This is a genomic window from Myroides odoratus (genome assembly GCF_001549985.1).
Lineage (GTDB): Bacteria > Bacteroidota > Bacteroidia > Flavobacteriales > Flavobacteriaceae > Flavobacterium > Flavobacterium odoratum_A.
The window spans coordinates 33,927-56,453 of sequence record NZ_LROZ01000013.1 but is presented as its reverse complement, the minus strand read 5'-3'; the positions used below and the strand labels follow the sequence as shown (position 1 = coordinate 56,453).

Genomic DNA, 22,527 nt, shown 5'->3' with positions numbered 1-22,527 from the left:
TTTTTGTATTAAATAAGTGAACCATCGATAAAAAGCTATGAAAAAAGTAATCGTAATGTTGTGTCTATTCGCTTTGTGGGCGTGTAAAGACACCGAACAAAAACCAGTTGAAAAACCAGCAGAAGCAGTAGAACGTGGCAATTTAGAAGAGGCAGAGACTCCTGTAACGAAAACCATGGTAGACAAAGAGGAGAAAAAGGTCATCGACCTTTTATTACCGATGTACTACGACAAGGATTTCCACGAAGCAGAAGTGAAACAGATGAATGATTCTTGGTTGGCTCTGTTAGTGGAGGGTGGACAGTTTAAGGTTCAACGCATCAAGTATGAAATGCTTGAAATGAAAAATGAATGTACGGAATCAGATGCAATCGGTGTTTTTCCACTAGATGAGGAACTAGAACCGCTATTCTTTTTTAGTGACACCAAAGCTATTTTGAAAGGGAAAAAAGAACCGTTAGCGATACCAAAAACACCACTTTGGCCAGGTGAGCCTCAAACCTATGTTTTTAAGGGCAAAACGTACGTTTTAAGAGCGGAAGGTAAACAAGTGGACTCGTATATCTATACGGATGATTCAGAGGCGGAAAAGACCTATAAAAAGTTTGACAACTACAAGTTGTATGTAAGTGTTGATGGAGGAGGAGAACAATTGGTGCTCGATATCCCAAGTTTCAATGACACCTTCGTTCAATTATTGTTTGTTGGTGATTTAGATGGGGATGGGAATTTGGACTTTGTTTTTGATACTTCTGAGCATTATGAACAAAAGCAAATGGAAGTGTACCTTTCAAAAGGGGCAAAACACATCCTCTATTTAGCCGGAATGTCTAGCGTCGATTTTAGCTGCTAAAAAAAGTCGAAATAAAAAGGATAAAAAAAACCTCTTGAATCTCAAGAGGTTTTTTTATGGATTTATTTTTTAGTAAAATCACCCACGTAAATGGTTGTGAATTTTGAAGGTTGCAAGTATTTTTTAATTGCAGCATTCACTTGTTTTACAGTTAATTTATCAATCTCCGCATTTAATTTGTCGAAATCGCTAAATGGCGTATCATACATCAAACGCATATTTGATAAAGACAGTAAATAATTGTCGCTACCTAAGTTCGTTTGTCTTGCGTTTTTCCAGCTTGTTTTGTTTGCTTTTAATTCGTCCTCTGTAATTCCATTGGCAACTAATTTAGCAAACTCATCGTTGATTGCTGTTTCTACTTCCGTGCGTTTAGTCGGATTTAAGAACGCATAAATCATCCAGCTTGAATTGTCGTTTTTCACATCATTAGGAATAGATAAAGAAGTACCAGCACCATAGCTAATTCCTTCTTTTTCGCGTAGACGCTGTGGAATACGAGCGGTCATGAACCCTCCACCCATTACTTCATTCGCAAACGTTAATGCTGCATAATCTGGGTTTGTGCGGTTCATTTGGAAGTTTAAACTACCTACCGCAGCCGCATTTTCTTTGTCTGGTGTTTGGATAATTTCTTTTCCTTGTTTTGTTGCAAAGAACGTAGGATATGCTCTTTCAAATTTAGCTTGGTTGTTCCAGTTTCCTAAAACATGCTCTAATAATCCTTTTGCTTCTGCTTGATCTTGGATACCGATTACAGTAGCAACTCCATTGTTTGCACCAAAGAATTTATTGTAGAAATCTTTGATCTCAGGAATAGTAACCGCTTTGAAACCATCAATATCTTCTTGTGTAGAAGACGAATAGAAAATACTTCCCTTCGCTTCATTGGATGTCATTTGTGACAATTTATTGAAAGCAACGGTTTGAGGATCATTTAAGTTTCCTTCTAAATACGTCGTGTATTCTAATTTTATTTTCGTCAATTCACTTTCTGGGAATACCGGATTCTTCAATACATCATTTAAGATATCCATTGTTTCTTTGATTGTATTGCGGTAAGATGAAACAGAAATCATAATGTTTTGTCCAGCGAAACGAATAGAAACACTTGATTTCAATAGGTCTAACTTATCTTTAATTTCTTGTTTAGATAAGGTTTTTGTTCCTGCTGTTAACATAGATGCCGCAAGTGATCCGATGTATTGTTTGTTGTGTAAATCTTTTTGATTTCCAACTGGAATTGAAATAGAGATATTTACTTTTTCTCCTTTTAAATCCTTGTCAATAATACCATATTTCAGTCCATTGCTCAATTGACCCGAAGTATAGTTTTGCTCTAAATTAGCGATAGTTGGAGCAAATTCTCTAATATCCTGTGATTTCTCTTTCCCTGTATAATCTTTTACTAAGGTATTGATATCCGTATTTAAGAATTCCGCAGGTTTTACTCTTACTTCGTCTTTGGTTGGAATAAATAAACCTACCGTACGGTTGTTGTCTTTAAAGTATTTTTTCGCTACGCGTTTGATGTCTTCTACTGTTAAGTTTTCAACATTATCACGGTGTAAATACCCTAGGCGATAATCTCCTGAACCGATAATTTCCGTTAGATTGATTGCTGTACCAATGGTATTGTTGTGCAGTGATTCAATATCCTTTAAAAGGCTTGTTTTTGCACGGTCAAGATCCTCTTGTGTATAGTTGATATCGCCAATTTTTGCTACTTCAGCTTTAATTTCAGCTAGCGTTTTGACTTGATCTTTATCATTCGGTACATCGAAGTTGAAGAGCATAAAGCTGGCATCTCTTACTGTTGGACTATAGGCCCAAAGTGAAGATACTTTTTGAGTTTCCACTAAGGCTTGGTGTAAATACCCTGATGGATCATTGTTTAAAATGTGTTCTAAGGCTTCTAAAGCAGCAAAATCTTTATCTGCATAAGAAGCAGTATGATAAGCCATTTGGATGTGCTTACTATCTCCATTGCGTTTTACTTCAATGTATTTTTCACCATCTTGTGCTGGTTCTACTGTTAAGATTTCATCCAATACACGCGTAGGTTTAGGAATAACAGAGAAGTATTGTTCAATAAATCCAATCGCTTTTGCTTCGTCAAATTTACCTGCTACGACTAGAACAGCATTATCTGGTTGGTAGTATTTCTCGTAGAATCTTCTTAGTTGAGGTGTTTTTACACGCTCAATATCTTCTTTTGATCCAATGGTACTTAGACCGTAGTTATGCCATAAATAGGCCGTATTGATTGTACGCTCCATTAGTACGCTAGTTGGATCGTTTTCTCCAATCTCAAATTCATTGCGCACAACTGAAAATTCTTTATCTAAATCTTCTTGTAGCAGCGTCGCATTGATCATACGATCGGCTTCCATTTCTAAAGCCCACGATAGATTCTCATCTGTTGAAGGGAATACTTCATAATAATTTGTTCTATCGTAGTAAGTCGTACCATTGGCAGCTCCTCCTTTATCCGAGAGCATTTTCTTGATGTCGCCTAAGTTTTTAGTACTTTTGAAAAGCATGTGCTCTAATAAGTGAGCCATCCCTTTTTCACCATATCCTTCGTGTTTAGAACCTACTTTGTAAACAATGTTTACAACTAAATTGTTTTGGGAAGCATCGGGAAGTAATAAAACCTGAAGGCCATTGCTCAGTTTGTATTCTTTAATGTCTTCCACTTGTTTTACAAAAGATGCTTTACTCTTTTGTTGGGCTACAGTGAAATTGGTGAACCCAATTGCACCGACTAGTACAAGCGTGTAAAAAATTCTTTTCATTTAAATTGTTTTATAATAGTTTGGGTTGTAAATATTAGTTGAATTGATATTCGTCATACCAATCCTTAAAGATTAGTAGTTGTTTTAAATTTTTTGTTACTCATTAACAAATATTTAGGTTTTTAGGTATATTAACTAGATATAAAAAAAGCACCTAGCGTTAGCTAAGTGCTCAATGATTTTATTCAGAAAAACAAGGGTGAACGGATTAGTACTTGTTTTTATACTCGTTAAAATAATGCAACAAGGTTTGTTTATCCGTATAGCCTGATTGTTTCCATAAGAGTTTGCCTGCTCGAAATAATAGTAAGGTTGGAACGCCTCTCATGTTGTATTGGGTACTGTATTGCGCCGTTAGCGCTTGATTTTTATCTACGTCAATTTTGATAATTGTAATCTCATCTTGTAGTTGGGCTTTTACTTCTTCTAGTACAGGAGCCTGCATTTTACAAGGGCCGCACCAAGTAGCGAAAAAGTCAACCAGTACAAATTGATCGGATTGAATTAACGTTTCAAATTTTGTCATTGTTTTTATTTTAAATTGGAAGAACAAGTAGAGGTACAGCTGTTGTCTGCTAAAGCAATACCTGTATTTTTAATCGCGCCAAATCCGCCAATTACATCAATCATATTGTGGTATCCTCTTGCTTTCAAGATAGAAGCCGCAATTAGCGAGCGATATCCTCCCGCACAGTGAATGTAAAAATGACCTGTTGTTGGGAATGCTGCTAGATGATCATTTAAGAAATCTAACGGGGTATGATTAAGGTTTTTGTAATCAATATGAGCGGAAGCGTATTCTCCTGGTTTTCTTACGTCAAAAATAGAGATATCTCCTGCTTGCATGGCTGCTTCTAACTCATTTGCTGTTACTTGTTGAATCGTATCATATTCTTTGCCTGCATTTTTCCATGCGTTGAAACCACCTGCTAAATAACCTAACGAATTGTCATAGCCCACACGAGATAAACGGATGATACATTCTTGTTCACGTCCTTCAGGCGCAATGATTAAAATAGGTTGTTTAATATCTGTGATTAACGCTCCTACCCATGGTGCAAATTGGCCATCTAATCCAATAAAAATAGACCCTGGAATATGCCCTTGTGCAAAATCAGTCGCTGATCGAACATCAAGTAATAAAGCACCCGATTCATCGGCTAATACTTCAAAATCGTTGGGTTGTAAAGCTTTATTGTTGCTGATGATATGCTCCACGTTTTCGTATCCTTCTTTGTTTAATTTGACATTTAATGGAAAATAAGCAGGAGGGGGTAATAAACCATCCGTTACCTCTTTGACAAACTCTGCTTCCGTCATATCTGCACGTAAAGCATAATTGTTTTGTTTTTGGTCCCCTAATGTTCCTACCGTTTCTTTGCTCAAGTTTTTTCCACAAGCAGATCCTGCTCCATGTGCTGGATAAACAATAACATCATCCGCTAAAGGCATGATTTTATCGCGCAAACTGTGGTATAACGTAGCGGCTAATTGTTCTTGTGTTAAACTAGCTGCCTTTTGTGCTAAATCAGGACGACCTACATCACCTAAGAAAAGCGTATCACCTGTGAAAATAGCATGATCTTTCCCGTTTTCATCTTTTAATAGATAAGTGGTACTTTCCATGGTATGCCCGGGTGTATGTAGCGCTGTAATTGTAATATTCCCCAATTTAAATACTTCACCATCTGTAGCAATATGTGCTTTAAATGTTGGATTAGCATTAGGTCCATACACAATTGGAGCTCCTGTTTTTTCAGCTAAAGTAACGTGTCCACTCACGAAATCAGCATGAAAATGCGTTTCGAATATGTATTTGATTGTCGCTTGATCTTTTGTTGCTTTGTCTACGTATTGTTGTACTTCACGTAGGGGGTCAATAATAGCCACTTCGCCATTACTCTCTATATAGTAAGCACCTTGTGCTAGACATCCAGTATAAATTTGTTCTATCTTCATAAGTCGTGTTTATTTTTAATTGATATAGTAAAAGTAAGAAGATGTTTTGAATTGTGCTGTAACCAAAGTTACAAACTAGAAAAACACTTCTTTGCTAAAAATGTATAGGGCCATTAGTAATACAAAATAGCCAAATCCTTTTTTTAAGTTATTATCTGGGATATAACGCGTTAGAAATATCCCCAGAAATATTCCAACGATGGAAATTGCACTGAATGTCAGTAATAAGTTCCAATCTAGTAGCGGATTGCTAACATCGCCTAAAAAACCGAATAACGATTGAATCGCGATGATAAATAAGGAGGTGCCCACCGCTTCTTTCATACTGATATTGGCAAATAAAATTAAGGCCGGAATAATTAGAAAACCTCCACCAGCCCCTACGGTTCCTGCAACTATTCCAATGAGAATTCCTTGTAGAATCAATTGAGTTTGTTGAGGTTGGGATTGTGTTTGATTTTGGATTATGGCTTTGGGGCGAATCATTTTCATAGCGGATGCAAACATCACGAGGGCAAAAAGCACCATGAGCACTACATTCTTGGATAGATTCAGTGACCCAATAGCGATTACATTAGGAACTAAAGGCAATACATACGCCCGCATTACATAAACGGCCAGTAGAGAGGGGAGACCAAAGAGCACGACCAACTTGTAGTTTACCTTGCGATTAATGGCATTCTGTACACCTCCAACTAAAGCAGTCGAGCCAACAATAAATAGAGAATAGGCGGTTGCTAAAAAAGGCTCTATCTTTAAAATATACACCAAGATAGGCACCGTTAAGATAGACCCTCCACTGCCAATTAAGCCCAGTGAAATACCAACTAAAAGAGCTAAAGCATAACCGACAATTTCTATATCCATAGTTTACGTGTTTTGGAGTAATTCGATGTATTTTCTATTTAAACGAATGATTCCTTTATTTTCTAACGTCTTTAAAATACGAGAGATCACAACTCGGGAGGTATTCAATTCATCAGCGAGTTCTTGGTGTGTATTGTGAATGAATTTGCTGTTGTAGATTTTAGCTTTGTCTTGGAGTAATTTGCATAAGCGTTCTTCCATATTCATAAAAGCCAGACTGTCAACAGCAACTAACAACTCATTCATTCTGTTGTTGTAGCTGTTTAAAACAAAGTTGCGCCAGCTTTTATAACGAACGAGCCAGTCGTCCATTTTACTTACAGGAACTAAGATGACGCTCCCGTCTTTCTCTGCAATCGAACGCACTTGACTCTTCGTCTCTCCTAAACAACACGTTAAGGTCATCGCACACGTATCTCCTTCTTCAATATAGTACAGTACAATCTCTCCTTCTTTTTGATCTTCGCGTATAATTTTGATTGCACCAGATAATAATAAAGGAATTTTTTTGATGTATTCCCCAATTTCCATTAAGCGTTCTCCTTCTGTAAAATCTTTAATTGTAGATACTTCAATGATTTCATCTAGCAATTTTTCTTCAAAAAGATTGCGGTATTTCTCTCTAATAATATGTCCCATAATAACTCCTCTCGTTGTTTGGATTTAAAGATAGTATAAATGGTTTAGGTATCAAAAATAGGAGAACATCTGTATCTAATTTTTAATGGGGCAACCATTTTTTGACCAATCCATAAAACCAAGTTCCTGCTAAAGCCCCAATAATTGCAATGATAATGGGGTAAAAACCAGCGCCTAATAAAGCAAACATAGGGCCAGGACAAGCACCGCCAAGTGCCCAACCTAATCCAAAGCATGCGCCGCCAATTAAATAACGAGGAATACTCTTTTCTTTAGGGGGAAAGATAATGGGATTCCCAGAGAAGTCCTTCATCTTTTTCTTTTTTATAATTAGGGTGGCCATTACAGCTAATGTAAGGGCTGTACCCATGATTCCATACATGTGGAAGCTGTCAAATTGAAACATTTCATAGATTCTAAACCAAGAAGCTGCTCCTGATTTGAACATACCAATGCCAAATAATATACCGACAACTAAGTAAGCTAGTTTTTTCATTTTTGATGCAATTAAAATAAGAAAGGAAAAATGAGATGAACCATAATTAGTCCACCAATAAAGAATCCAAGAACAGCGATGAGAGAAGGCAATTGGAAGTTACTCAAGCCCGAAATGGCATGTCCAGAAGTACATCCACCTGCATATCTCGATCCAAAACCGACCAAAAAACCAGCAACTAAAAGCAATAGTATGGTTTTGATAGAGGAAAAGGCATCGTTGCTAAATAATTCTAGAGGAACATAGGCTTTGCCTGCACTTTCAAATCCCAATTCGTTCAATTTTGTGATGGTATTTTCTCCTAAAGGAATAGCTGCAGCGTCTACACTTAAAAAGTGATAGGCGATAAAACCACCTAGTATAGTTCCTACTAAGAAGAGTAAATTCCACGTTTGAGCTTTCCAGTTAAAACAGAAAAAGTCACAGGTTTTTCCAGCGCCCATCATGGAACATATCGTTCGTAAATTGGAAGAAAAACCAAATGTTTTTCCCATAAAAAGGAGTAGTACTAAGGTTGTAGCAATAAATATTCCACCAATATACCAAGGCCAAGGTTCATAAATCCAATGCATAAAACAAGTCTATTTAATTTTATATAGGGCAAATTTCTACATTATTTTATTGGTGTACAGTAACTTTTGATACATTCCATTCAAATTGAGGAAGAAGAACATGCAATAGCTATAAAAAACAAAAGAAAATATCGGATAATGAAAAAGGATTTAGTAGCTTTATATTTAATCAACAAAAAACAAAAATTAAACTAGTAGAATTATGAATACAGGAAAGAAACATAGAGTTGTTTTTCAAATGAATACAGAAAATATCAATGAACAAAACGCTTTAATGACCTATGTAACGAATGTGATTAACCATTGGGGAGATGAGGTAGAAATCCATGTGGTTGTGCATGGTCCGGCTATTGGAATGGTAAGAAAAACGAAAACGATGGTAGGCGATGCGTTGAAACAAGCCATTCAAAAAGGCGTTCAATTTTTTGCTTGTGAAAATACAATTCGCGTACGTCAAATAGAGAAAGATGATATTATAGAACATGTGGCTTATGTTCCTTCGGGATTGATTGCTATTATTGAAAAACAAGAAGAGGGATGGGCGTATATTAAATGCAATTTATAGCGGTCAAAATGTCCACTCTGTTTACCTTTGTATCCAAATGAATAAAGACTAATTAATGAATATTGTTACTGCAGATTTCTGTGCTTATCTACATGCTGAGGTAGTTGGAGATAAGGAAGTAGAGCACTTCGAAATTAATCGTGTTTCTGTAGACAGCAGAACGCTTTTGAATGATAGTACAACCTTGTTTTTCGCATTAGTTGGACAAAATCACGACGGACATGCCTATATTGATGAACTTATTCGATTGGGAGTTACTTACTTTGTGGTATCCGATCAAACAAAAATAATACAGCAGCCAGGGGTAACGTATTTTGTGGTACAAGATACGTTACATGCGCTGCAACAAGCGGCCACTTGGCATCGTCAGAAATTTGATATTCCCGTGGTGGGAATAACGGGTAGTAGAGGAAAAACCGTCGTCAAAGAATGGTTGAATTTCCTGCTGAGCAATGAATATTTTATTATCAAAAGCCCGAAGAGTTACAACTCACAAACTGGAGTTCCTTTATCAGTATTTGGGATGGCAGAGCAACATACCATTGGTTTGTTTGAAGTTGGAATATCGACGATTGATGAGATGAAACATTTGCAGCCCATTGTTCAACCAACGTTGGGAATTATTACCTCGATTACCAGTGAACATCAAGATGGATTTGAAAATGAAGAACAGAAGATCCAAGAAAAGATGCAATTGTTTGCCAATACACCTATTGTAATTGGTGAAAAAGACAGCCGAATTATCGCTGTATTACCTCCAAAAATTACATTTATCGATTGGAGTTTAACTGATTCAAATTCAGTATTATATGGGCAGGTAAAAGCAGATGAGTTAGTTTTACTATATAATAAGGTAGAAACGTTCACCGTAACACTTCCTTTTACGGATGAATTTGCAATTCGCAATTGCATGACTTGTATCTTAACTCTGTTGGTGATGAAGTATCCCATCGAGACCATACAAGCACGTATTAAAAAGTTATATGCAGTTGAATTGCGCTTGCAAGTAAAAAAGGGAATCAATAACTGTTCGATTATTGATGATGCTTATAGCTCCGATTTTCAATCGTTGAGTATTGCCTTAGACTTTTTAGAAAAGCATCGAAGTAATGCGAATAAAACAGTAATCCTTTCAGATGTTTTTCACAGTGGACTAGAACCTCAAGAATTATATCAACAAGTCAATCATTTATTGAAGAGTTATCAAATCGGAAAAGTGATTTGCATTGGGGAAGAAATTGGTCAATATGGCAAAGATTCTGCTGCAATGCGTTTCTTTGCTTCTACAGATGAATTTCTGCAAAAAGTATCCATGGATGAATTTGTCGATGAAACCATTTTAGTAAAAGGAGCCCGTGGTTTTCGCTTTGATAAAATTGTTAGTTTGCTAGAAGAAAAAACGCATGAAACGGTATTGGAGATCAACCTTACCGCCATTCGACATAACTTAAATTTCTATCGCTCTAAATTAAAGCCAGAAACAAAAACCATGGTTATGGTGAAGGCGTTTGGTTATGGACATGGCAGCGTAGAAATTGCCAAGTTATTGGAGCATGAAAAAGTCAGTTACTTAGGAGTGGCTTTTGCGGATGAGGGAATCGCATTGCGCAAAGCGGGAATCAAAACAAATATTATTGTGATGAATCCGGAGATTAGCGCTTTTTCCGCTATGCTTGCTTATGATTTAGAACCAGAGATTTATTCGATTCGAGAACTACAAGCTTTTCTTCAAATCGTGCGTGAAAAAAATGCATATCAATATCCTATACATATTAAGGTAGAAACAGGAATGCATCGCCATGGATTTGTTACAGCAGAGTTGGATGAACTGATTGCGATTTTAAAACACACCAATGGCGTGGCAGTGAAATCTGTTTTTTCACATCTATCGTCTAGTGATATGGCTATCTATCAAGATTTCACTTTAGGACAAATGGAGTTGTTTGAAAAAAGTAGTACTTATATTAAGGAGCAATTACAGATAGAACCGATTTTACATATTTTGAATACTTCGGGTATTTTCAATTATGCGTCTTATCAAATGGATATGGTTCGTTTGGGTATTGGACTGTATGGTATCGGGAATGACGCAGAGGAAATGAAACAATTGCGCAATGTAGGAACGTTAAAAACGCGTATCATGCAAGTGAAAGAAATAAATACTGCTGAGAGTGTAGGGTATGGGCGTCGTTTTAGAGCGGAACATCCAACGAAGATTGCAACGGTTCCCATTGGATATGCGGATGGTATTCACCGTATATGGGGAAGTAATGGAGGGTATGTTCTAATCCAAAATAAAAAAGCACCAATAACAGGATCAATTTGTATGGACATGTTAATGGTCGATGTAACAGACATTCATTGTCATGAAGGTGATGAGGTGATTATTTTTGGAGAAGATTTGCCAACTACAATAATAGCAGAGGCTATTCAGACGATTCCATACGAGATTATAACAAGTGTATCTCAAAGAGTTAAAAGAATTTTTTTTGAAGAGTAAAAAAAAGTTTTTTTTTAGAATAAAATAAGTATTTTTGTTAAAAGCAATCAATAAAATTTAACTATGGGATTTTTAAAAGAATTTAAAGAATTTGCTGTAAAAGGCAATGTAATGGACCTAGCAGTAGGGGTTATCATTGGGGGAGCATTTGGTAAAATCGTTACAAGTATCGTAAATGATGTTATTATGCCCTTAGTGTCTGCAATCATTGGTACACCAGACTTTACCAATATGTATGTAGTTTTAAAAGGAGAAGCTCCAGATGGTGCGCCTTTAGCTGCAGCAAGAGGAGTGGATGGTAATGTTATCTTTGCTTACGGTAGTTTTATTACGGAAGTAATTAACTTTACGTTGTTGGCATTCTGTGTATTCTTAATGGTAAAAGGAATTAACCAATTGAGAAAGAAAGAAGAAGCGGCAGTTGCACCAGAACCAGCAGGACCACCAGCACCAACGCAAGAGGATTTGTTGGCAGAAATTAGAGATTTGTTGAAAAATCAAGGAAAATAAGCGATTATAATTTAGTCAAAGAAAAAAGGAGATTGGAAAGGACCAATCTCCTTTTTTTATGCGCGTGACTAAAGTAGATTTAAAAGATGTCTTTCTCTTGTTTTTAATTTAGTTAAAGTTTTTTTTAGCAGAAATTAAGATGATGCAATAATTGGGGGTGTATTGTTAACTTTGAAAGGTTGTTTTGTTGGTATTGTTTGATTATTTTGCTTTTGTTAACAACTGTTTTTGCGGTTTGTATATTCTTTTAAGATTTTGTTTTTCGTTATATTATACTGTACCTTCCCGTACAGAATTAGACTTTAAGGGGTGTCTTGGTAATTGTTTGTAAAACAAGGTGATACATTTTTTAACTTTTTCGTGTTGTAAAAAAATAACATAAAATTAGCAAATGTCGATTTTTTGTTATTTGTTTGTTAAACAATTTAAAATTAATAAAACATGAGGAAAATTGTACTTCATTTCTTCTTTGTACTAGCCGCCTTGCTAATGGTAAATGAGGGGTTTGCGCAAAGCAGAAAGGTTACAGGACGCGTTGCTGATGGGGATGGGTATCCTCTTCCAGGAGCGAGTGTGTTGATTAAAGGTACCCAAGAAGGTGTTGGTACTGACTTAGACGGTAACTTCTCAATCAACGTAAAAGATGATAATGCTGTTTTGGTATTTTCGTTTGTTGGAATGAATTCCGTAGAGAAAAAAGTTGGCAAAGCCAATGTATTAAATGTAGTCTTAAAAGAAGACAGCACACTGGAAGAAATTAACATCGTTACAACAGGTTACGAGTCTGTGAACAAAAGAACGTTTACAGGGGCAGTTAGTAGAATTTCAGAGAAAGAATTAAAAGTTGATGGAGTTCCTGACGTAAGTAGAATGATCGAAGGGAAAGCAGCTGGGGTAACTGTACAGAACGTAACAGGTACATTTGGTGCTGCTCCTAAAATTACGGTTCGTGGATCGTCTTCTATTTTCGGTGATACAAAACCTTTATGGGTAATTGATGGTATGGTTCAAGAAGAAATTATTAACGTTTCTTTCGAGGACTTAGCTTCAGGTAATGCTTCAACTATGTTGAGTTCTGCTGTTGCGGGATTAAACGCAAGTGACGTATTAAGTATCGAGATTTTGAAAGATGCTGCGGCTACTTCTATTTATGGTGCTCGTGCAATGAACGGAGTAGTTGTAATTACTACAAAGTCAGGTAGAAAAAATACACCTTTGACTGTAACCTATAACATGGAAAACACAATTCGTGAAATTCCTAGATATGGAAGTTTTGATATCTTGAATTCTCAAGCTACAATGGGAATTTTATCAGAGATGGAAGGTAAAGGATTGTTGACTGATCCTTCTATTTCTCAAGGAAGATATGGTGGTGTCTATAACTTATGGTTTAAATCTTATAACGTATACAATCCACAAGGTGGAGAAGATCATAAAGGTGGTTATGACAGAATCAATACACCAGGGAATAAATATGATTTCTTACGTCAATATGAGTACGCTAATACAGATTGGTTCAAAGAATTGTTTAGACCGTCAATTATGCAAAACCACTCGTTGAGTTTTACTGGTGGTAGTGAAAACGCTACATATTATGCGTCTGTTGGATATATGAAAGATCCGGGATGGACAATTGCGGATCAAGTACAACGTATTACAGCTAACTTAAAAACGACATTCTACTTTAATGATAGAATGAATTTAGGTTTGTCAACTGTTTTTTCTAGTAGAAAACAAGATGCTCCAGGAAGTTTTGACCGTCAAGATGACCCTGTTGGAGGATCTGTATCACGTGATTTTGATATCAACCCATTTAACTATGCGTTGAATACATCAAGAGCGCTTCGTCCATATGATAATGATGGGTTCTATGAAACTTATAGACAAAACTGGGCACCTTTTAATATTTTAAATGAGCTTGATAATAATAATATGACTTTAGATGTAAAGGATATTAAATTACAAGCAGATTTTGAATACAAATTAATGGATGGTTTGAAATTTAATTCATCAGCTGCATTGCGCTATGTTATTTCAGATCGTGACCATGATGTTCGTGAAGGGTCAAACGTAGTTCAGGCATTTAGAGCTGCTGAAACTACAGTTGTAAAAGATCAAAATATTTACTTATACCAAGATCCAGATCATTTGGATGGTGAAAAAGAAGTAGTATTGAAAGATGGAGGTATCTGGTATAGATATCAAAATAAGATGACAGCTATCAACTGGAGAAATTCATTCTCTTATGATAAGATTTTTGGAAAAAATGGTCAACATGAAATTAATGCATTCGCAGGTTCTGAAATCAGAGTAATTGACCGTGATTTTAGTGCTCAAGATACATATGGAATTATGTATGATAATGGATATTTAGGAAATCCTAATCATAAATTATATCGTAAGTTGTTTGCAGAAGGTGATGCTTTGTTTAAAAGAGGGTATGAGAAAGAACGTAATGTAGGTTTCTTCGCAAGAGTTAACTATACATATGACGGAAAATATACAGCTTCGTTAACTGGACGTTATGATGCGTCAAACCAACAAGGACAATCAGGTGCTATGTGGTTACCTACATGGACGGCTTCTGGTAAATGGAATATTATCCAAGAAGAATGGATGATGAATCAAAATACATTTTCTGATTTGAGCTTAAGAGGTTCTTATGGTTTAACTGCTACTGCAGGACCAGCATCTAACTCATCAGCTGTATTTAAAAATGCTTTAACAGTATCTCGTTTTGATCCAAATACAAGAGAAGTTGGAATGCAAATTGAGAATCTTAAAAATGGTGATTTAACTTGGGAAAAACAATACGAGGCGAATATTGGTCTTGATATGGGATTATTCAAAAACAGAATCTATTTATCAACAGATATCTACCAAAGACAAGCTTTTGATTTAGTAGATCAAGTTAGAACATCTGGAATTGGAGGAGAGACATATAAATGGGGTAATAATGCCGATATGACAACGAAAGGAGTTGAGTTAAGTTTAACGACAAGAAATATCGATACTAAATCATTCAAATGGACATCAAATCTGAATGTGTCTTATTACGATCAAAAAATTAAAAAATTAAGCTATACACCACGTGCGTTCGATTTAATTGCAAAAACAGGTGGTAATGTAGTAGGTAAACCAAGAAACGTATTATATTCTTATGAATTCACAGGTTTGAACTCAGAAGGATTACCAACGTATGTAATGGCTGATGGTGAAACTGATAACGTAGGTGGAGCGAACTTCCAAGATACTCAAGATGTTGTAAGTTATTTGAAATATGAAGGTACAGTTGAACCAAACAAAACAATTGGTTTCAATAATACATTCCAATACGAAAACTGGAGTTTAGATGTTATGACAGTTGCTGCTTGGGGGAACGTAGTTCGTTTAGATCCTAATTTTAGCTCTCAATACAACGATACACAAATCTTTACAAAAGCAATGAATAACCGTTGGGTAATTGCAGGTGATGAGAATACTACAAATGTACCTGTTATTGCTTCTGCTGATATGATCGATAAATATGGTCGTAGTTTAGATAGAGCTTATAATACTTATAACTATTCTGACCAACGTATTGCGAAAGGTGATTTTATCCGTATTAAGAATATTACATTAGGATATGAATTCCCTGAGTTAGTTAAAAAACAAATGAGAGTATCATCTTTTGGAGTGAAATTATCAGTAACAAATCCTTTCTTATTATATTCTGATAAAAAGTTAAATGGACAAGATCCTGAATTCTTCAGAGTAGGAGGGGTGGCTATGCCAGTTACGAGACAGTATACATTAACATTGAACTTATCAATTTAATCAATCAAAGTATGAGATATTTAAAATATATAACGGGAGTTGTTGCAGGTATTGCTTTGGTAGGTTGTTCTAGTTTTTTAGAAGAGAATCCTGATCAAAGAACTACTATAGATAGTCCTGCAAAGATTAAGCAATTATTAGTTTACGCTTATCCGTCTGCAAATAATTTTTATGCTTTAGAAGCAATGACGGATAACTTTGGAGACTCTAGAAGAACAGCTAATACTGCTTTAGATAATACTGCATATTATTCTTGGAAAGATGAAACTCAAGAAAGTTGGGATTCTCCTTCGGAATTTTGGGAGGCTTCATATAAAGCAATTTCTCAAGCAAATCAAGCGTTAGAATCTGTAGAGAAAGTACAGATGACAAAAGAAATGTATGAAGGAATTAAAGGTGAAGCATTGTTAGCTCGTGCTTATGCTCACTGGATGTTAGCAAATACGTTTTGTGAAGCATATGATCCAAATACAGCTGCTTCTAAGCAAGGTATTCCTTATGTTGATGAAGTAGAAGAAGAGTTAATTAAAGAATACAAAAGAGGTACTTTAGCTGACGTTTATGCTCGATTAGAAGCGGATATCGTTGAAGGAGTTCGTTTAGCAAAAGATGAAGCGTTTTTTAGCCCTAATCCAAGCTTCCATTTTACTAAAGGAGCAGGATCGGCTTTAGCAGCACGTTTCTTTGCTCATAAAGGAGACTGGGATAAAGTATTAGAATACACGAACGTTTTTGGAGACAAAGCAATCAATTTGCGTGACATTAGAACCTATGCAGGTGTTTTCCCTAATGCACAAGGTCAACTTTATGGAGATCAAAAAGAAAAAGCAAATTTATTGATTGTAGGATCTAGATCTTTATTAAGAAGATATTATTCATCAATTAGATTTGGAATGGTTCGTCCTATTTTAACTGATATGATGACTAAATACAATCCTTATGGAAGAAGTTATGCTTATGAAATGTCATACTGGGCAAGTCAAGATGTATATTTTCAACCTAAGTTCCATGAATATTTTGTATATGAAAATCAAGGAGCTGGAACAGGAATGCCTTATGTGAATATTCCGTTATTAACAGTTGACGAGGCTTTCTTATATCGTATTGAAGCAAAAATCATGAAAGATCAATATGATGAAGCTGCTACGATGATAGGTTACTTTGCTAAATTTAAAACAGCAGGTAATTTGAATGAAAGTACGGTTACTTTAGCTAATGTATTAAGAGGGGTTCCAACTGCGGATGAATACAAACCGTTCTATCAGATGAATGATACACAATCTCGTCTTATGAAATATGTTTCAGAGCTTAGACGTAGAGAGTTTGTTCATATGGGATACAGATGGTATGATATTAAACGTTTTAATTTAGAAGTTACTCATACATTTGATATAGAAGGAACTAGAGACGTTTTAACAGCACAAGATAAGCGTAAAGCTATTCAGTTACCACAAAGTGCGTTAGGGGCAGGTTTAACTCCAAATGAAAGATAATTATGAAACAGATATTTAAAAGTTTATTCGTATTGTCTATTTCTGCAATGCTATTTGTAAGCTGTGAAAAAGATGATAAGTTAGATTCTAACAGTTATTTACCGGAAGAAAATACTGCATTGTTGAATGATACAGATAAGTATTTATTTGAGAAATTTACTGAGCCATTTAATATTCAGGTAAAATATCGTTGGGATAGAAATATGTATGGTCCAACACGTGATAACAATAGAAACTTATATCCACCTAAATTGAAAAATGTTAAACCAGCTTTCGAAATGGTTGACTTAGTTTGGATTCAAAGTTATGTTGATGTAGCGGGAATTGAGTTCGTTAAAAAATTAAGACCAGTTTCTTTATTGACTGCTGGTGGATATGCTTATAATGATGATGGTACTAGAACATTAGGATTAGCTTCTGGTGGTGTACAAATTACATTGTATGAAGTTGATTATTTAGAGAAAAATTTAGAATCAGCTCAACAATTTATTCATACAATTCAACACGAGTATATTCATATTATTAACCAAGATAGAGAGTTCAATCAACCGGAATTCAGTAAAATGAATGTGGGGTCATATACTACACAATGGTTTGAAATTGATAGTAAATTGTCTGCTAAGGGATGGACTATTGATAAGTATGCAAATACTTTAGGGTTCTTAACTAGTTATTCACGTTCAAATAGTATTGAGGATTTTGCTGAGACTGCTTCATTTATGTTGTCAAAGACACCAGAAGAATATAAAGCAATTCTTGATGAAGTTAGAAGAATTGATGGATTACCGCAGTCTGAAAGAGACGCTATGGGATTAACTGACGAGTTTTATAAACCAGGTGGAGCTAACAAGATTGAGTATAAAGTTAATTTCGTAAGAGATTATTTCAAAAAGAACTTTGATATAGATTTTGATGAATTATGTAGAGTGGCCGTTCAACATGCTAAGGAATCTCCTATGTTGAATAGAACTACGCCTCCAAATGGTATTTTATCAACGTTTGGAGTGAAAAAAGGTAGTTCTTTAGGCTCTAAAGCTAACATAAGATTCTGTCAACATCATGCTGATGTTCTTAAACAAGTAAAAGATTTGTAATATGAAGAAGGCATATAGAAAAATTAATATGTTTGGAAAAGCTTTAGCTTTAGTACTTATTAGTGGGCTTGCATTTACATCTTGTCAAAATAATGACAATGATTTATACCAAGATGATCCAATCGTGCGTCTTGCAAAAGCAAAACAACAAATGAAAGATCATTTAGTGAACGAAAGTGCTGACGGATGGATTGTTACTTTTCGCCCTGATGGAGGTAAACAATTAGGTGAATTCAATGTTTGGTTTGATTTTAAAGAAAATTGGGAAGTAGATATTAAAAGTGATTTTGACGTTAATGATTTAAGTATTGAATCTAGTAATTTTGACTTTACAATGTTGAGAACATTTGCTTTAAGCTTTCCTTATGGTAATAAAGTCCACGAATTCACACAGGGATCTTTTATCAATAAAGACAATGAGGAGGAAGGGTATAGCAATCGCAGTGACATTGAATTTTTGTTTAAAGATTATTTATCAAATGGAGATGTTTTAACTACGGGTTACCTTTCTGGACAAGATGTCGTTTTTCGTAAAGCTACGCAAGAAGATAAAAAGTTTAGATTTGATGCAAAGTGGGAACTGTATAGTCAGTTAGAAGAGATGCAACAAGTTACTTTAGTACAAGATGGAGTGTCTAAAAGATTAAACTTTTTAGCTATTGAAAGACATCGCTCTGCTTATATTGGAAAAATTAGTGGTAACTCTATCTCTGAAATGTTAACTGAAACTGGTATTGTTACTTTTGGTGTGAATAATGCTGGAGAAGTTGAATTAGTTCCAGCTTTAGAATTAGAGAATGGAAAAACGATTGATAAATTAGTTTGGATTGGAAATGCTTTTTATGGAGAAGCTGATGACCAAAATACAATTTTGATTCGTAAGTAATATGGTAAAAAGAGTCGCTTATGCGGCTCTTTTTTTTATGTCAAACAAATTGTATTTTTGCAATTCACTTAGTCAGTATATTTATACTGACTTTTTTGTTTATGGGAATAGTAAAAGAAATTATAGTAGATTCGGGAATACTTTATGTTTGGCATATTACCGAATCCTTAGAGGAATTAAAAGCATCACTTCAATTAAGTGCCGCCAGTCAAGAGCGTTTGACTAAGATGAAGTCTGAGAATCATCAAAAGGCTTTTTTGGCTGTTCGTCAAGTTTTACGTCAATTAAATCTTGCTGATGGGGACTTGTGCTATGATATAAGTGGTAAACCTAGTTTATGTACAGGGAAACACATTTCGATTTCTCATTCATTTGATTATGCGATTGTAGCTATTAGCACTCAAAATATAGGTGTCGATGTTGAATTGATCCGTGATAAAATTATTCGCTTAAGTGGCAAATTTTGTAATGAAAGAGAATTAGCATTAGCCCCAGAACCAGTAGACGATAAAATGGATTATCTAACGGAGATTTGGTCTGTTAAAGAAGCATTGTTTAAAATGTGTAATTCACGTAGTTTGAGTTTTGCTCAAGACATGGAGGTTAATGTTGGAAAAAAACAAGCAGTGATTAGTCAAGGTGATTTTCAAATTAGTATGTGCTACCATACTTTTCGCTTAGGGAACTACGTATTTGTTGTTAGTTATTAAAATAATAAATGAAAATTGTGGCAATTTTCGTAAATTGCTCAAAAATTTTAGATATGGAAGATAATCAGCCTATTTATGCTGTTGCTCATGAATCGGATACGGTTAAGGCACAGTTTTACAGAAGAACTTATGGTAATTTGGCCTTAGGGGTACTTGCATTTATTGTATTTGAAACGATTTTATTGAATACGCCTTTCGTAGTAAATGGAATGTTTCAATTATTGGGCATGGGTAAATTCTCTTGGTTAATCATCTTAGGTGCCTTTATGGGAATTACTTGGTTTGCACAAAATTTGACCTATAAAACAGCAAATAAACCACAGCAATATGCTGGGTTCATGCTATATGTGTTAGCGGAAGCCTTTTTGTTTGTTCCGATTTTAGTCGTTGCATTGAGCATGACTGGTGATTCATCATTAATCGTTCAAGCAGGGGTATTAACACTCGCTCTATTTTTAGGATTGACAGGTGTTGTATTTGGATCGAATGCAAACTTTTCATTCATGCGTTCTATTTTGACAATTGGTTTTTTCTTAGCCTTAGGAACCATTGTTGCAGGAATGTTGTTTGGTTTTGATCTAGGTTTATGGTTTTCTTTGGCTATGGTAGCTTTAGCATCAGGATCAATCTTATACTCGACTTGGCAAATTAAAAATGAGTATGCCGCAGATCAATATGTACCTGCAGCCTTGAGCTTATTTGCCTCATTGATGCTATTGTTCTGGTATATCTTGAGAATCTTAATGAGCAGAAACAATTAATTAAAATTGAAGATACAGGAAAGCCATACGATTCGTATGGCTTTTTTTATAAGCTAAATATATGATTGAGTTTTTCTTTGGAGCCTATCGCGAAACAAGCTGGCTCAATATTGGATTAGAAAGCATCGTTTTTGTTTTTGGTATTCTCAGTGTGTGGTATGCAGGGAGAGAAAATATCCTCGTATATCCTACTGGTTTAATCGCAACGGTAATTACGGTTTATTTGCTCTATTTAGCCGGTTATTTGGGCGATATGATTCTCAATGGATACTATTCCTGTATGAGCCTTTATGGATGGTATAATTGGTCTAGAATGAAGGCAGGGGAGCAAGTCGTACAAATTAGTCGAACGAATGCTAAAGAAAAAGGAATTGGCGTTGCTGTTTTTGTGCTTACCATAGCGATTGTATATGCAGTGTACCGCCTGACGGATACACCTATAGCGCCAGAGAATTATATCGATATTTTGACTTCGGGTGTGTTCTTTTTAGGCATGTATTATATGGCGTTGAAAAAGATAGAAAATTGGACGATGTGGTTGATTGGAAATATTATTTCTGTTCCTTTATATGCTTATCGAGGATTGGGAATTTTAGCTATTCAATTTATCATTTTTACCATACTGGTTATTCAAGCGTATATGGCTTGGTATAAAATTTTAAAAAAAGAAGAAATAAATAATGGACAAACAAGCATTAATTAGAGAATTAAATTTTAAAGCTGTACGCAGCGGTGGAGCAGGAGGACAACATGTAAATAAAGTTTCCTCTAAAGTTGTTTTGTTTTGGAATCTAGCGGAATCAACGGTTTTTAATGAAGAGGAAAAGAATAGATTAGCAAAGAAATTGAGTAATTATATTTCAAAGGAGGGATTGTTTATCTTGAGTGCGGAAGATACAAGAAGTCAGATTAAGAATAAAGAATTGGTCATTCAAAAGTTAATCGCTTTACTTAAGGTGGCACTCACGCAGCAAAAGATGCGAAAAGAAACGAAAGTCCCGAAAAGTGTCATTCGCAAAAATCAAGAAAACAAGAAGAAATTATCCATGAAAAAAGAATTGAGAAAGCGCATTATATAACGCACAGATAATGTCGAGGTAATTATCGTGTAACGTAGTTTTTTTATCATTGATAAACTATTTATGTTAGACTATGATTCCTAAAAAGATTCATTTGTGTTGGTTTGGAAAAGGAGTTTATCCTTTAAAAATGATGCAATGTTTAGCTTCTATTGCCAAGTATTTACCTCAATATGAAGTAACTATTTGGACAGAAGAAAATTTTGATATCGCGAGTTATCGCTTTGCCCAAGAAGCATATCAAGAGAAAAAATATGCGTTTGTCTCTGATGTCTGTCGAATACATGTGTTGAATGAACACGGTGGGATATATTTAGACACGGATGTAGAAATTATAAAAAATTTTGATGCTTTTTTATCTCATGAATTCTTTTGTGGTTTCGAATCAGATTGCTTGTTGAGTACTGCTGTTATTGGTAGTGTAAAACAACATGTTGTACTGCAAAGGATATTGGCTTTCTATCAAAATAAGTCCTTTTATCGAAAACATTTGTACAAAAAATACTATACTACACCTAATACGATTACCATCACCAAGGAGTTTGTATTACATGGGTTGAAATTAGTGAATCAAATACAACATCTTGAAGCTTGTAAAGCCGTGGTCTATCCTCAATCCTTTTTTAGTCCGAAGAACTGTTATACTGGTGAATATAGGATTAATTCTGATACACATGCAATTCACCATTTTACTGGTTCATGGCAACAAGGAAAAAACAGAAAAGATTGGATCAATCGTTTGTTTTATTCTTAATAATACTGACTATATTTGCAGTTCAAATCTCAAAGGGGTGCCGAACAGGCTGAGATCATACCCGTAGAACCTGGGCAGGTAATGCTGCCAAGGGAAATAGTGCAAGTTGTACCTTGCATGGGAACGTGTAATTATTAATCAAACAATAATTGCCCCTTTTATTTGTGAAAGTATT

Annotated in this window: 20 protein-coding genes; 13 read left to right on the top strand and 7 right to left on the bottom strand. The window is 35.2% G+C overall.

Annotated elements, in window-relative coordinates; all coding sequences use genetic code 11:
• Positions 1-37 precede the first annotated feature (37 nt).
• Positions 38-853 (top strand): hypothetical protein, encoded by an 816-nt coding sequence (locus AWV75_RS13150; protein WP_060874817.1) that lies wholly within the window; start codon positions 38-40, stop codon positions 851-853.
• A gap of 62 nt (positions 854-915) precedes the next feature.
• Here AWV75_RS13150 and AWV75_RS13145 read toward each other — a convergent pair whose 3' ends face one another.
• From AWV75_RS13145 to AWV75_RS13115, 7 genes are all read right to left on the bottom strand, one after another.
• Positions 916-3,651 (bottom strand): M16 family metallopeptidase, encoded by a 2,736-nt coding sequence (locus tag AWV75_RS13145; RefSeq protein ID WP_060874816.1) that lies wholly within the window; start codon positions 3,649-3,651, stop codon positions 916-918.
• 208 nt (positions 3,652-3,859) lie between these two features.
• Positions 3,860-4,177: a thioredoxin gene (gene trxA / locus AWV75_RS13140; protein WP_060874815.1), complete on the bottom strand. Its 318-nt coding sequence runs from the start codon at positions 4,175-4,177 to the stop codon at positions 3,860-3,862.
• A 5-nt stretch (positions 4,178-4,182) separates the two neighbouring features.
• Positions 4,183-5,610: an MBL fold metallo-hydrolase gene (locus tag AWV75_RS13135; protein ID WP_060874814.1), complete on the bottom strand. Its 1,428-nt coding sequence runs from the start codon at positions 5,608-5,610 to the stop codon at positions 4,183-4,185.
• Positions 5,611-5,685: 75 nt separating this feature from the next.
• The gene (locus AWV75_RS13130; protein WP_060874813.1) at positions 5,686-6,477 is read right to left on the bottom strand and encodes a sulfite exporter TauE/SafE family protein; all 792 of its coding nucleotides are present in this window, start codon (positions 6,475-6,477) and stop codon (positions 5,686-5,688) included.
• A 3-nt stretch (positions 6,478-6,480) separates the two neighbouring features.
• Positions 6,481-7,116, bottom strand: coding sequence for a Crp/Fnr family transcriptional regulator (locus AWV75_RS13125; RefSeq protein WP_060874812.1), 636 nt, complete (start codon positions 7,114-7,116; stop codon positions 6,481-6,483).
• An 82-nt stretch (positions 7,117-7,198) separates the two neighbouring features.
• On the bottom strand, positions 7,199-7,612 hold the full coding sequence (locus tag AWV75_RS13120) for a DUF6691 family protein (RefSeq protein WP_060874811.1): 414 nt from the start codon (positions 7,610-7,612) through the stop codon (positions 7,199-7,201).
• Positions 7,613-7,623: 11 nt separating this feature from the next.
• Positions 7,624-8,184 carry a YeeE/YedE family protein gene (locus AWV75_RS13115; RefSeq protein WP_060874810.1) on the bottom strand — a complete coding sequence of 187 codons (561 nt, stop codon included), beginning with the start codon at positions 8,182-8,184 and terminating at the stop codon, positions 7,624-7,626.
• Positions 8,185-8,386: 202 nt separating this feature from the next.
• Between AWV75_RS13115 and AWV75_RS13110 the strand changes: the two genes are divergently transcribed.
• From AWV75_RS13110 to AWV75_RS13055, 12 genes are all read left to right on the top strand, one after another.
• On the top strand, positions 8,387-8,749 hold the full coding sequence (locus AWV75_RS13110; protein WP_060874809.1) for a DsrE family protein: 363 nt from the start codon (positions 8,387-8,389) through the stop codon (positions 8,747-8,749).
• Between the two features lie 55 nt (positions 8,750-8,804).
• Positions 8,805-11,249 (top strand): bifunctional UDP-N-acetylmuramoyl-tripeptide:D-alanyl-D-alanine ligase/alanine racemase, encoded by a 2,445-nt coding sequence (locus tag AWV75_RS13105; RefSeq protein WP_060874808.1) that lies wholly within the window; start codon positions 8,805-8,807, stop codon positions 11,247-11,249.
• A 63-nt stretch (positions 11,250-11,312) separates the two neighbouring features.
• The gene (gene mscL, locus AWV75_RS13100) at positions 11,313-11,759 is read left to right on the top strand and encodes a large conductance mechanosensitive channel protein MscL (RefSeq protein WP_060874807.1); all 447 of its coding nucleotides are present in this window, start codon (positions 11,313-11,315) and stop codon (positions 11,757-11,759) included.
• A 441-nt stretch (positions 11,760-12,200) separates the two neighbouring features.
• Entirely contained in the window at positions 12,201-15,575 is a 3,375-nt protein-coding gene (locus AWV75_RS13095) for a SusC/RagA family TonB-linked outer membrane protein (protein ID WP_060874806.1), read from the top strand.
• Positions 15,576-15,586: 11 nt separating this feature from the next.
• Positions 15,587-17,068 (top strand): RagB/SusD family nutrient uptake outer membrane protein, encoded by a 1,482-nt coding sequence (locus tag AWV75_RS13090; RefSeq protein WP_060874805.1) that lies wholly within the window; start codon positions 15,587-15,589, stop codon positions 17,066-17,068.
• 2 nt (positions 17,069-17,070) lie between these two features.
• Positions 17,071-18,162 (top strand): putative zinc-binding metallopeptidase, encoded by a 1,092-nt coding sequence (locus AWV75_RS13085; protein ID WP_060874804.1) that lies wholly within the window; start codon positions 17,071-17,073, stop codon positions 18,160-18,162.
• Between the two features lies 1 nt (position 18,163).
• Complete coding sequence (locus AWV75_RS13080; protein WP_060874803.1) at positions 18,164-19,048, top strand: DUF4302 domain-containing protein; 885 nt, start codon at positions 18,164-18,166, stop codon at positions 19,046-19,048.
• Between the two features lie 101 nt (positions 19,049-19,149).
• Positions 19,150-19,758, top strand: a complete 609-nt coding sequence (locus AWV75_RS13075; RefSeq protein WP_231738141.1) for a 4'-phosphopantetheinyl transferase family protein — start codon at positions 19,150-19,152, stop codon at positions 19,756-19,758.
• 53 nt (positions 19,759-19,811) lie between these two features.
• Positions 19,812-20,519, top strand: coding sequence for a Bax inhibitor-1/YccA family protein (locus tag AWV75_RS13070; RefSeq protein ID WP_050899482.1), 708 nt, complete (start codon positions 19,812-19,814; stop codon positions 20,517-20,519).
• 61 nt (positions 20,520-20,580) lie between these two features.
• Positions 20,581-21,222: a nicotinamide riboside transporter PnuC gene (pnuC, locus tag AWV75_RS13065; RefSeq protein ID WP_060874801.1), complete on the top strand. Its 642-nt coding sequence runs from the start codon at positions 20,581-20,583 to the stop codon at positions 21,220-21,222.
• Positions 21,200-21,598, top strand: a complete 399-nt coding sequence (gene arfB, locus AWV75_RS13060; protein ID WP_060874800.1) for an alternative ribosome rescue aminoacyl-tRNA hydrolase ArfB — start codon at positions 21,200-21,202, stop codon at positions 21,596-21,598. The genes pnuC and arfB overlap by 23 nt, the downstream gene beginning before the upstream one ends.
• Before the next feature lie 73 nt (positions 21,599-21,671).
• Positions 21,672-22,352 carry a glycosyltransferase family 32 protein gene (locus AWV75_RS13055; protein ID WP_060874799.1) on the top strand — a complete coding sequence of 227 codons (681 nt, stop codon included), beginning with the start codon at positions 21,672-21,674 and terminating at the stop codon, positions 22,350-22,352.
• The last annotated feature ends 175 nt before the right edge of the window (positions 22,353-22,527 follow it).